This is a genomic window from Actinomycetes bacterium (assembly GCA_036510875.1).
Classification (GTDB): Bacteria; Actinomycetota; Actinomycetes; order Prado026; family Prado026; genus DATCDE01.
Genome location: DATCDE010000011.1, coordinates 1 through 11,449, shown reverse-complemented (window position 1 = coordinate 11,449; position 11,449 = coordinate 1). Strand labels below are relative to the sequence as shown.

The 11,449-nt window shown below is 68.2% G+C and carries 9 protein-coding genes and 3 pseudogenes; 7 read left to right on the top strand and 5 right to left on the bottom strand.

Features of this window, described 5'->3' with window-relative positions:
- Window positions 1–467: 467 nt before the first annotated feature.
- On the top strand, window positions 468–1,454 hold the full coding sequence (locus VIM19_00830) for an NAD-dependent epimerase/dehydratase family protein (protein ID HEY5183459.1): 987 nt from the start codon (window positions 468–470) through the stop codon (window positions 1,452–1,454).
- A gap of 173 nt (window positions 1,455–1,627) precedes the next feature.
- Here VIM19_00830 and VIM19_00825 read toward each other — a convergent pair.
- A pseudogene (locus VIM19_00825) lies at window positions 1,628–2,859 on the bottom strand (DUF6596 domain-containing protein).
- Window positions 2,856–3,086: pseudogene (locus tag VIM19_00820) on the bottom strand (YciI family protein). The pseudogenes VIM19_00825 and VIM19_00820 overlap by 4 nt, the downstream one beginning before the upstream one ends.
- Window positions 3,087–3,195: 109 nt before the next feature.
- Here VIM19_00820 and VIM19_00815 point away from each other — a divergent pair.
- Together VIM19_00815 and VIM19_00810 are read left to right on the top strand one after the other, a co-directional pair.
- Window positions 3,196–4,089, top strand: coding sequence for a fructose bisphosphate aldolase (locus VIM19_00815; protein ID HEY5183458.1), 894 nt, complete (start codon window positions 3,196–3,198; stop codon window positions 4,087–4,089).
- Between the two features lie 538 nt (window positions 4,090–4,627).
- On the top strand, window positions 4,628–5,056 hold the full coding sequence (locus VIM19_00810) for a hypothetical protein (GenBank protein ID HEY5183457.1): 429 nt from the start codon (window positions 4,628–4,630) through the stop codon (window positions 5,054–5,056).
- A gap of 263 nt (window positions 5,057–5,319) precedes the next feature.
- Here the strand turns inward: VIM19_00810 and VIM19_00805 are convergent, their stop codons facing one another.
- The gene (locus tag VIM19_00805) at window positions 5,320–6,060 is read right to left on the bottom strand and encodes a TetR family transcriptional regulator (protein ID HEY5183456.1); all 741 of its coding nucleotides are present in this window, start codon (window positions 6,058–6,060) and stop codon (window positions 5,320–5,322) included.
- Between the two features lie 55 nt (window positions 6,061–6,115).
- Between VIM19_00805 and VIM19_00800 the strand changes: the two genes are divergently transcribed.
- On the top strand, window positions 6,116–7,093 hold the full coding sequence (locus tag VIM19_00800; protein HEY5183455.1) for an SDR family NAD(P)-dependent oxidoreductase: 978 nt from the start codon (window positions 6,116–6,118) through the stop codon (window positions 7,091–7,093).
- A gap of 236 nt (window positions 7,094–7,329) precedes the next feature.
- Here the strand turns inward: VIM19_00800 and VIM19_00795 are convergent, their stop codons facing one another.
- Window positions 7,330–7,578, bottom strand: a complete 249-nt coding sequence (locus VIM19_00795) for an SCO4226 family nickel-binding protein (GenBank protein HEY5183454.1) — start codon at window positions 7,576–7,578, stop codon at window positions 7,330–7,332.
- Between the two features lie 489 nt (window positions 7,579–8,067).
- On the opposite strand from VIM19_00795, the gene VIM19_00790 reads away from it, so the two are divergent.
- Window positions 8,068–9,090: a hypothetical protein gene (locus tag VIM19_00790; GenBank protein ID HEY5183453.1), complete on the top strand. Its 1,023-nt coding sequence runs from the start codon at window positions 8,068–8,070 to the stop codon at window positions 9,088–9,090.
- A 151-nt stretch (window positions 9,091–9,241) separates the two neighbouring features.
- Here the strand turns inward: VIM19_00790 and VIM19_00785 are convergent, their stop codons facing one another.
- Window positions 9,242–9,562, bottom strand: coding sequence for a hypothetical protein (locus tag VIM19_00785; GenBank protein HEY5183452.1), 321 nt, complete (start codon window positions 9,560–9,562; stop codon window positions 9,242–9,244).
- 916 nt (window positions 9,563–10,478) lie between these two features.
- Here VIM19_00785 and VIM19_00780 point away from each other — a divergent pair.
- Window positions 10,479–10,943 (top strand): hypothetical protein, encoded by a 465-nt coding sequence (locus VIM19_00780; GenBank protein HEY5183451.1) that lies wholly within the window; start codon window positions 10,479–10,481, stop codon window positions 10,941–10,943.
- Window positions 10,944–11,099: 156 nt separating this feature from the next.
- Window positions 11,100–11,330 (top strand): annotated as a pseudogene (locus VIM19_00775) (hypothetical protein).
- Window positions 11,331–11,449: the final 119 nt, after the last annotated feature.

Genomic DNA, 11,449 nt, shown 5'->3' with positions numbered 1-11,449 from the left:
CGTCTCCATGTGATTGACCCCGCGCACGTCAGCACCGCCACACCGCACCATGCCACCGAACCCGCGTGGCGAAGGAATGCCAGGCACCCCACCGTGCCACGACCCATGCGCCATCCCTGGAGCGCCCCACATCCCCAACACCCACCACTGCGACCGGCGCGACCGCCCAACCCTGCGTCGGACCACGGGCGGCGTCAACACCGTTCGTCCTCGCCCCTACGGGGCTGCGGGCGCTGCGTGTTGACACCGCCCCCGGACCGACGCACCCAAAACGCAGCCGCACCACCCGAACCAAGCACCGGCAACCCCTTGACTCACCGAGCTCCGTCAGGAATGCCGTTGTGTGCGGCGAAGATCCGGCTACTTCTGTTCGGGCGTCGGGGACGAGTCGACGGCAAGGAAGCCCCGCCCAAGGATGGCGGGCGTCCCTGGATGCCTGGTGGCAGTGTGGATGCATGGTCTGTGTGGTGACGGGGGCTGCCGGGCACATCGGCGTCAACCTGGTCAGGGAGTTGCTCGCGCAGGGCCGACAGGTGCGCGTCGTCGACCTTCGCGAACCGACCGCGCCTGTCCAACAGGGTGCCCGTTTCGTGTCGGCGGACGTCCGCGATCCCGTCGCCATGTCCTCAGCGCTGGCTGGTGTCGACACGGTCTTCCACCTGGCGGCGGTGATCTCCGTGGCGGGATCGATGGGTGGTCTGGTCGAGGACGTCAACATCCACGGGGTCCGGACTGTCGCGGAGGCCGCCTTGCGAGCGGCCGTCCGACGGCTGGTGCACTGCAGCTCGGTGCACGCCTTCGACCTGTTCTCCATGCGAGGCCGGAGCGTAGATGAGGGGTCGCCCCGCTCGCTGGATCGGCGACTCCCGGCCTACGACCGTTCCAAGGCCGCAGGTGAGGCACAACTACAACGCGTCGTTGCTGCGGGTCTGGATGCGGTGGTCGTCAATCCAAAAGGTGTGATCGGACCGCGCGACGAGCAACCGAGCCGGATGGGTCGTTTCTTCCTGGCGTTGGCGGCCGGTCGGCTGCCGGCGACAGTGGCGGGTGGATTCGACTGGGTCGATGTCCGAGACGTCGTGGCCGCCCTTCTATCAGCCGAGACGGAGGGCCGCACCGGGGAGAACTACCTCGTGGGGGGCCACTACGCCTCGACGCGGGAGTTGGCCGTGATCGCCCAAGGCGTGACCGGGGTACCCGCTCCTCGATTCGGGGTCCCGCTGTGGTTCGCCCAGATGTGGTCCCCTGCGGCCACGCTCGTGTCGCGGACCGGCGAGCATCCTCTTCTCTACTCCCGGGACACCCTCCACGCGCTGGCCAGCGCACCCAGGGTCGATTCGTCCAAGGCCGAACGAGAACTCGGCTACCACGCGCGGTCCACGCAGAGCACGGTCGCGGACTTGTACGCCTCCTTCGCAGAATCTGGCGGACCCGGCGATCGACCGCCCAACTGACTGCCCCCGTGGCACCCGGGTGGCGAACCCGCTGAAGCGAACCCTGCCGATCCAGGGCGGGCCGAACCGGCTAGTAGGTGCGAGGTGTGAGGCCGCGCCTAGTACCAAGCGAAGCTCGAAGCGGGGAGTCGAACAAGGAAGCCCTCCGAGTTGGTCGGGGTTTGGAATGGGCACTACCCAAGCTGGTCGCGGCGCCGTGTCAGGTAGGCGGTCTCGGCGGTGTTGCCCGCCAGCTCGATGGCTTTGGCGTACGCCGCACGCGACTTCTGACTGCAGCCCAGTCGGCGCAGCAGGTCGGCGTGGATCGCATCGTAGGCGTGGTGCCGGCCAACGTGTCCTCAAGACGGTCGACGGCCGCCAGTGCCACCTGCGGGCCGTCAAGCTCGGCGACCGCGACGGCCCGGTTGAGGGCGATGATCGGGGAGGGGTCGAGGCGGACGAGCTGGTCGTAGAGGGCGACGACCTGCGACCTGTCGGTGTCGCGTACTTCGCGGGCCGAGGTGTGCACGGCGTTGATCGCTGCGAGGATCTGGTAGCGACCCGGAGCCACCCCGTCGGCCAGGCGCTCACGCACCAGCCGATGACCCTCGGCGACCAGCGCCGCGTCCCAGGCCCCACGGTCCTGCTCGTCGAGGGTGACCAGTTCGCCGCTCGCCGAAACCCGGGCGGTGCGGCGGGCCTCGGTGAGGAGCATCAGCGCGAGCAGCCCGGCCACCTCACCGTCCTGCGGCATGAGGGCTCGGATCAGGCGAGTGAGCCGGATCGCCTCGGCGGTCAGGTCGTGACGTACGGGATCGGTGTCGGGGCCGGTCGCCAGGTAGCCCTCGTTGAAGACCAGGAACAGGACCGCGAGTACGCCGGAGACGCGTGCCGGGAGATCCTCCGCGGACGGCACCCGATAAGGGATGCGAGCCGCCTTGATCTTGGCCTTCGCGTGGGTGATCCGCTGCCCCATGGTGGTCTCCTGCACCAGGAAGGCACGCGCGATCGCGGGCACCGTCAGACCGCCGACCATTCGCAGCGTCAGCGCCACGCGGGTCTCCATCGCGAGCGCCGGGTGACAGCAGGTGAAGATCAGCCGGAGCCGCTCGTCGTCGATGGCGCCGAGAGGCTCGGGCGGGTCGTCGTCGTACAACATCTGAGCCTCCTTCTGCTTGTCGTCGCGCTTGTTCTCGCGCCGGATCCGGTCGATGGCCTTGCGGTTGGCGGTTGTGGTCAGCCAGGCGCCGGGGTTGCGGGGTACGCCGTAGGCCGGCCACCGCCCGACGGCTGTCGCGAACGCCTCGGCCGTCGCCTCCTCGGCGATGTCGAGGTCACCGAAACGCCTGGTCACGGCGGCGACCACCCGCGCCCACTCCTCGCGGTGGGCCTGGGCGATCGCCTCCCGCACGTCGCCCTTGTTCACAGGAAGGGCCGCACCTCGATCTTCCGGTTGCAGGCCTTCGAGCCCTCTGTGGCGAGCTTGAGCGCCACGTCGAGGTCGGGGGCCTCGAGGATCCAGAAGCCGGCGAGGTACTCCTTCGACTCCACGAAGGGCCCGTCGCTGAACACCGCCTCCCCATCCCGGTTGTCGACGACGGTGGCCGTGCTGGGCGACGCGAGGCCACCGGCGAAGACCCAGTGGCCTTCGGCCTCGGACCCAAGCACCGTCTGGCACCGCCAGGGAAGCCAACGGTGAGAGCATGGGGGTGTGGGTGACAGCCGCGACCCCCGCCCGTCGCACGAGGATGAGGAGGTATCGATGTCGAAGAACGAGAAGATGCTCGAGAAGATGCGCTCCGGCCGCGGCTTCATCGCCGCGCTCGACCAGAGTGGAGGCAGCACTCCCAAGGCGTTGCGGCTCTATGGCATCGACGAGGACCAGTACGCGGACGAGGCTCAGATGTTCGACCTCGTCCACGAGATGCGGACCCGGATCATCACCAGTCCGGCGTTCGGCGGTGACCGGATCCTGGGCTCGATCCTGTTCGACAGGACCATGGAGCGGGAGATCGGGGGCATGGGTTCTGCGGAGTACCTGTGGCATGAGAAGGGGATCGTGCCCTTCCTCAAGGTCGACCAGGGCCTCGAGGCCGAGACCGACGGGGTGCGGCTGATGAAGCCGATCCCCGACCTCAACGTGGAGCTGACCAAGGCGCTGGGCCACGGCGTGTTCGGCACCAAGATGCGTTCGCTGATCCGGCTCGCCGACGGTGTCGGCATCGAGCGGGTCGTGGACCAGCAGTTCGAGGTGGCGACGCGGATCCTCGCTGCCGGCCTCGTCCCGATCATCGAGCCTGAGGTCGACATCCGCAGCGAGCAGAAGGAGGCAGCGGAGCGACTACTTAGCGAGTCCCTGCTGCACCACCTCGATGCGCTCGACCACGACCTGCAGGTCATGCTCAAGCTGACCCTGCCGGAGAAGGACGGCTTCCACGCGCCTTTGGTCGAGCACCCCCGCGTGCTCCGGGTCGTGGCGTTGTCCGGTGGCTACAGCCGCGCCGAAGCCGACGAGCGGCTGACGCGTCAGCCCGGCGTGGTCGCGAGCTTCTCCCGTGCGCTCACCGAGGGCCTGCTCGTCTCCGAGCCGCAGGCCGATTTCGACGCCACCCTGGACGCCTCGATCGCGAGCATCTACCGTGCGTCGCTGACCTGATCGTCCCCCGGAGAGCCCGGCCGCGTCTGTCGTGCTCGCAGGGCCGGCGGGGGCCCTACCCCAGGCCTCAGCAAAGCCAGCGAGGTTCCACAACTGCGCACAACTCAACAGGAAGTTCCCCCAGGGCGTCGGAATCAAGGGTTCGCACGATCGGAGCAAGAACAGCCAGGGGCCGGCTCGCAACTTCACCGTCGACAGGGCCTGGTATCTCAATAACAAGGGACTAGACCGCGACCTCGACGGCATCGCCCGTGAGAAGCACTGGCCGCGCTGGGGGCCGACGTCCCGGCGGACCTGGGAGGCCGCCGGGGTGTCGTGGTCGTCCCGGTCTAGCCGCCTTCATCGAGCGCGCGCCACGTGCTCGCGTCTTGACGAACGAGACCACCTTGGCGGCCAGCCGCCACCCGTTCGGGTCGGTCGACACCGACCACTCCCGTGCCAAGGTCGGCGAGAAACCACTGCCCGTCTAACCCACCCGAGCCACGCCTACGTGCCGATCTCGTTCGCCTTGAAGGAGCCGAGACGACAGGATGCGCGAGTGGATGAGAGCGCCGTCGAGCTGCGTGTACGCGCCATCGTGGAGGGCCTGGCGGAACGCCACGTTCCGGGTCTCGACGTGCCGGAGCCATTCGGCGAAGGATCCGTGTGGGAGGAGATCGACGATCTGCTCTCAGAGACCGATCTCAGCCCCGAGGAGGCCTGCGACGCATTTGCAGCCGAGTTGGCCGCTGGCTTCGGGGACTCTCGTCTCTCTTACGACTTGTGCGACGCGGTCGTCAACGCCCTGTTCGCCTGGATCACCACCGACAAGGATCATCGGACGATTCCAGCCTCGTTCTGGGAGGTGTTCAACGCGTTCGACGAAGGCGAGTACAGGCACCCAGGGGACGCGGATGACGTTGATCCGTCCGAGAAGTACACGCGCCCTCAGATCCGAGACTTCCTGAGCAGGACTCGCACGGGCTAACCAAGGAACGCGTCCGCCGGACACGCGCCCTGCCGATCTGACTCGGTTCTGGCACGACGGCTCGGCCTTCGGACTCACTTCGTCGGGCGTCGTGCCGGCCGCGGGGATGCCGGTAGGCGACTGCCGCTACGTGGCGTTGACGGTGTTCTGTTGTCCTCGAGGCCTGCCCGATGGTCGGTGTGGGGAAGTCGTGCGGGCGCGTGCCGCGAGGGGACTTCGTTTGCGCGTGACGCGACCGCTCGGTCGGAGGCGAAGTCGATGGTTCAGCGCGCAGGCGTGGTTGCCAGTGTTTGTAGTCCGAGCACGAGGAGGTCCAGGCCTCGGCGGTAGTACGCCTCTGGATCCTGGCAGTCGATGAGTGCCCCGGCGAGGCGGGCGACGGAGGGAAAGCGGTCGGCCGGGACGAGCGCGAGCCGGGCGCGCTTGGCTTGCATCTGGCGGTCGCGTTCGTCGGGATGAGCGGCGAGCGTGAGGCCTGGCTGCGCGGTGACCAGTGTGACGATCGAGCTGAGTAGATAGGTGCCGGTATCAGCGGTCGCGCTGTCGTCAAAGCCGGCCTGGGACAGCAACGAGAGGACGCGCTCGGCGACGAGGAAGCCGGACTCGGTGCTCAGGATGGTGTGCCGGGCGAGCGGAGCGAGGGCCGGGTGGCGCCGGAGCACCCCGAGAACGGCTCTGAGGGCGTCGCCGATCTCTGCCTGCCAGGGGCGGTCTTGTGCTGGTGGCAGCTCGACTTCGGCGAACATGCGCTCGCCGAGTGCCTCGAGCAATTCTTCCTTGTCCTTGAAGTGCCAGTAGGGCGCCATCGCCGTCACACCAATTTCGGCGGCGAGACGGCGGATGGTCAGGGCCTCGAGGCCGTGCTCGTCGGCGAGCGCGATGGCCGCGTCGACGAGCGTGTCGGGGCTGAGCCGAGCGGCGTCCTTGGTCTTCGGGCGACTCGTGTTCACAGAGGCACTGTACATCGTATAGGTGGTGCTGATACGTTCCTGTACGCTGTACATGTCAACGCATAGGAGGCTCTTGATGCAGGGAACTTCGGGTCGTCATCCTTCGCCCATGACCACCCCGCAGCAGCCGATCGGCTCTGGATTCGGCCACGAGAGCACCGCCGGCGAGGTCCTCAGCGGAGTGGATCTCAGTGGACGCGTGGCGATCGTCACCGGCGGCTACTCGGGGCTTGGTCTTGAGATCACCCGTGCCCTCGCGGGTGCGGGGGCGCACGTGATCGTGCCCTCGCGCCGACGCGCCGCGGCCGAGGAGGCACTCGGGCAGGTGCGCGGCAGCGTCGAGGTGGAGGAGCTCGACCTCTCTGACCTCGCCAGCGTCCGGGCCTTCGCCGCCAGGGTGCTGGAGTCTGCCCGCCCGGTCGATGTGCTGATCAACAACGCCGGCATCATGGCCTGTCCCGAGACACGAGTGGGCGACGGCTGGGAGGCCCAGTTCGCGACCAACCACCTCGGGCATTTCGTGCTCACCTGCGAGCTGTGGCCGGCGCTGACCGCAGCCGGCGGGGCGCGGGTGGTCTCGCTCTCCTCCACCGGACACAAACTGTCTGACATCCGCTGGCAGGACCCGATGTGGCGCAGCGAGCCGTACGACAAGTGGCAGGCCTACGGCCAGTCCAAGACGGCGAACAGCCTGTTCGCGGTGCACCTGGACTCCCTAGGCGCCACAGAGTCGGTGCGTGCATTCGCCGTGCATCCTGGCGGCATCATGACCCCGCTGCAACGCCACATGCCGCGCGAGGAAATGGTCGCGCTCGGATGGATGGATGAGCACGGCAACGTGCGTGAGGGCTTCAAGACGCCCGAGCAGGGAGCCGCCACCGCCGTATGGGCGGCGACCGCTCCGACGTTTGAGGGCCTGGGCGGCGTGTACTGCGAGGACTGCGACATTGCCGCGCCGACCGACCCCGAGTCGCCGCTCGCACGCTACATGGGCGTGGACGCCCACGCCGTCGACCACGACTCGGCACGCCGCCTCTGGGAGATGTCGGCCAAGTTCACCAGCACGGATCTGCCATCCCGCGGCTAAATGCCCTCAGGCGTCCAGTGGGCCATCGGCTCGAAGGGAACCTTGTCGATCACAACCCGTCCCACGCCGATGGAGATACGGCGGACAACGGTCCAGTACGGCAGCGAGGCGCACATACGTGATGCCGTTATCGCGCGGGAATCCCGAGCCCCCCGCGCTGCCCAGTTAGGTCGCTGCGGGGGCTCGGGTGCGCGCAGGCACCGTCAACGGGTCACCTGTCGAGCTCGACCCTTCTGTCAGGCCGTCACCGTGATCTCGTGGACCTCGTCGGCCGGGTGACCAGCACGCTCATGAATCTTCCGGACGGCATCGGCGCTAGGGGCCTCCGACAGGCAGAAGACATGTCCAGAGACGGGGTCCGCCCACGCCTTCTGGAAATCGACGTTCTCGTCGGCCTGAATTGCCAGGTCCGCGTTATGAGCCTCAAGCAAAGCCTCTGGTGTAACCCCAACCATGCTGGTGTGTACGTCCATGAACTGCGGCATCTCGGAACCTCGTCTTCCTGCTCACACCGGAGCGGCGTTCCCGTCCACGTTGGAACAGGCTCCCTCACTTTGGCCGAGGAGGCAGGTCCTGGCAAGGGTCGGTCCGCGCCACCGAGCAGTCAAAGGGCCACATCGATCAGCGGCTCGGGCCGCCCGAATGCCAATCTGCTGTCAGTCACAGTGGTTAGCGGGTCGGATCAGTAGGTGAAAACACCCGCACCGACGTGCCTGATAGGCGGTTAGCCGGGTGCTTGATCCGGCAGGATGCAGGTCGTGGCCGGAGACGGATTGGGTGATGAGCCTCTGGCTGGCCAGGGGATCGTGCCGGGATCGTTCGAGTGCGCGGCCTCCCACGGGGCGCGCCCCGGTCGGCGCCCACCCCGTTGGCCACTGGGTCGAATTTCTCAGGCGAATATCACCAAATCCTCATGGTCTGCGGCCCACACTGTGCGGTCGGCCCGCCACACTTGTCACTCGCGAGGAGCGCGCATGCGCCGCCCTGTCGTTCGCCGCCCCGTCACGCTGGTCGCCGCGGCGGCCGGTCTGGCGCTGCTGCTCGCGGGATGCGCCGGTACCACCCGGGCCGGTGGCACCGGGGCTGCGGGGTCTGGGCAGGGCGCAACGCCGCGTGGCGCAACGACGAGCAGCGCCTCGAGTTCCCCGGTGGCGCTGTCGGTGCCAGTGTCACTGTCGGCGTCCACGCCCGGGACCGGCACGGCGGTGTCGACGCTGACCAGCTCATCGGTGCGGACTCTGCGGGCACCGGCGGGGCTCTCGTGGAAGTCGGTCCCGGGGTCCCCGGCACTGGCCACGGCCGCCTTGGACGGCGGGGCGGTCTCGCTGCTGTGGATGGACCCCACCCGACTGCGGTTCAGGTATGTCCCGGGCACCCTGTTCCCCGAGGGCGGTCCGGCCACCACCGCGGACAACACCCCCTCGACCTGGCTGTCGAGCATGGTCGCCGGTTTCAACGGCGGGTTCATGCTCAAGGACCACGTCGGCGGCTACTACTACCTCGGGCGCACCGTGGCCCCGCTGCGTCCGGGGTACGCGGCGTTCGTGATCACCAGGAGCGGCGCGCTGTCGGTGGGCGTGTGGGGTCGCGACCTGCGGATGAGCCCGAACGTGCTCGTCGTGCGGCAGAACCTGCGGCCCCTGGTCGACCACGGGGTCGCGCAAGCCTCATCCGCCGACGGCCCGGGCACCTGGGGGCTGGCCATCAACCACGCTCCGCTGGTCAACCGCTCCGCGCTGGGCCGGCTACCCAACGGCTCACTGATCTTCGCCTACGGGGCCTCTGTCCGGGCCAGCACGCTGGCCGCCAGCCTGGTCCGGGCCGGTGTGACCGAAGCCGTCATGCTCGACATGAACCTCACCTGGCCGACCGGCTACACCTACACCCACGTCGCCGGCCACCTGCACGGCACCAAGATCAACTACCACATCGTGCGCCCCCCGACGACCTACTTCACCCGCTTCAGGAAAGACTTCGTCGCGGTCCTGTCGAACTGACCGCTGCCAGTCACCCAGCGCTGCGAGCCCGGCCGGGCTCGCAGCCAGCACGGGACGGACCGGACCGCCCCGACGTGCCGATCCGGGGCGGGACGGTCCGGCGTTCTCGCCCGCCTATGGGGCCGTTCAGGTGGGCTCGATGACCACAGCGTCACCGAGGGCGATGTGTCCGGGGATCACGACGTCGGCGTAGACGCCAATACACATGTCCCGATGAAGCGCTGAGGGCGCGCAGCCACGGGGTGAGCGTCTCGACGTCGTCCTGGGCGAGGTTGATGGTGCGGCACCGTTGGATGCGCTCGACGACTGCGAGCACCGAGGTGCCCATCCGGATACGCCGACCCACCCAGGTCTCCTCGATGAACGGCTCGGTCGTTTCGGCCAGCACGTTGGGGCGCAGTCTGCGATGGTCGGCGTCGACGCCGAGTTGCTCTCGGCACCACGCGACCGAACTGGTGCCCACGATCGACATCGCTCCCGGCGTCTTGATGCGGCACCCCGGCCTCGGCAGTCACTCGCACAGGAGTCGCGAAGACGCTGCTCAGCTCGTCGTCGAGAGCAGGGTCACCCACGGTCCATTGCCCCGCGTCTGACCGAACGACGACCCCGTCGTCTCGGGTCGACGCTGCGAAGGTGAAGACCGGGTCGTGACGACGGAACCGACGCGTGCTCTTGCCCGACGCAAAGTGCCCGCCGTCGTCCTCCACAGCCCACCAGCGGTCACCAACGACGCCACGCGAATCGAGGTCCACCTCGCGGAGCGACTCCCCTGCCATGGACTTCACCGGGTAGCGACGCAGGTCCACTACGGCGAGAGTCATCAACGCAGGCTACAAGGCCGTCGTCGTCGCCCCGCGCCCGCTACGTGTAGATCATGCGCGCGTCGATCCGGCAGCAGGTGCGCAGTGACTGACCTGATAGCAACGGCAGGTCCCTGGGGTGCGGAACCTGGAATGAGCCCTCGCAGCCGCTGCCTCCATCGCTTTGCGTCGCACTCGAGCCGACGTTCTGTTCCTAATCGGGGCCGTTACTCCCTACCGGATCGCCCACACCCACGCCACGCTGGGAGTACGTAGGGGGTCATGATGCGCGTCACCGGGAGCGCTGCCGCAGTGGGGCTGTTGGTGTTCAGTGTCGGGTTGGCAGCGGTCGCCGCGTGCGGTGGCCCGGCGACCCAGCCCGGTATCGGAGCGTCACCGTCCGCAGCGCGCTCTCCCACGGAGAGCACCGGCGCCACGACCACACCCGCCCCGTCGCCGATGGTGACCCCTTCGCCTTCACCCTCGCTGTCCGTCAGCGTGGTGGCCGCCCGTGTGACCTACCCCTGGTCGTGGCCCAACGACCCGACCACGCCAGGCCGGGTGACGCACTCTCCCCCCGTACCGCCGGTGCCGGAACTGGTCCGGATCAGCGTGGGCAACCACCCCGCTGACTCCAGCGGGCTGCCGTTCAACCGGATCGCCTTCACCTTCACCACCGCGTTCCCCAGCTACCGGTTCTCCTTCACCGACAGGCTGATCAGCGACCCCAAAGGCCAGGTCGTCCCGCTCGCTGGGCTCGGCCCGCTGACCGTGGTGTTCACCCCAGCTCAGGCCCACACTCCTGACGGGGCCAGTTCCACGATCACCTCACAGCCGACCCGGCCCCTCGGCTACCGGCCCATGGCCGACTACGCCGAAGCCGGAGACTTCGAGGGCGTGCTCACCTACGGCGTCGGCATCACCTGGCCGATCCCGCACTCCAACCCGCAGTTCCTAGTCCGCGCCTACGAGGTGGAGACGGTTGCTCCCGATGGCCAGCACCAGTACGTGGTCGCCATCGACGTGGATGCCACCATCCGAAGCGGGTCGTAGCAGGCGCCAACCGCGACAAACGCCGGCAGGTCTTCCGCCCCCGACCATCCCCGGGTAACGACCGGCTCGGCCAGCGCGGCAAGGACGGCGGCGGGCCCCCGCTCGGCTTGGGCGCGGGCCGCCGGGCTGGGCCGGTTGCCGGTCAGGTCCTTACGCTTCCTAACCCGCTTCCGAGTGCTGAAAGCCTTCCTCGACCAGGTACATCAGGTCGGCGGTCAGACGATCTTGGAGTACTGGATCCCGGCAGAGGACCTGGATCGTTTGAACGCCAGCATCGTGGGGCCGATCGAGGTAGCGCCGAGAACCAAAGCCGGACCACGGCCACGACCACGAACTAGCCGCACCCACAACGGCATCCCTGCCGTTGAAGGGCTGGTGTGGCGATAGGGACTGACTCCTCTGGCGGCGCCTAATCGGGCGGTGTGACGGTGGTTTCGTGTCGGTCGCTGTGGTGAGTGTGGTGGGCCTGCGCAAGTCGTATGGCTCGACGGTGGCTGTGGATGGGG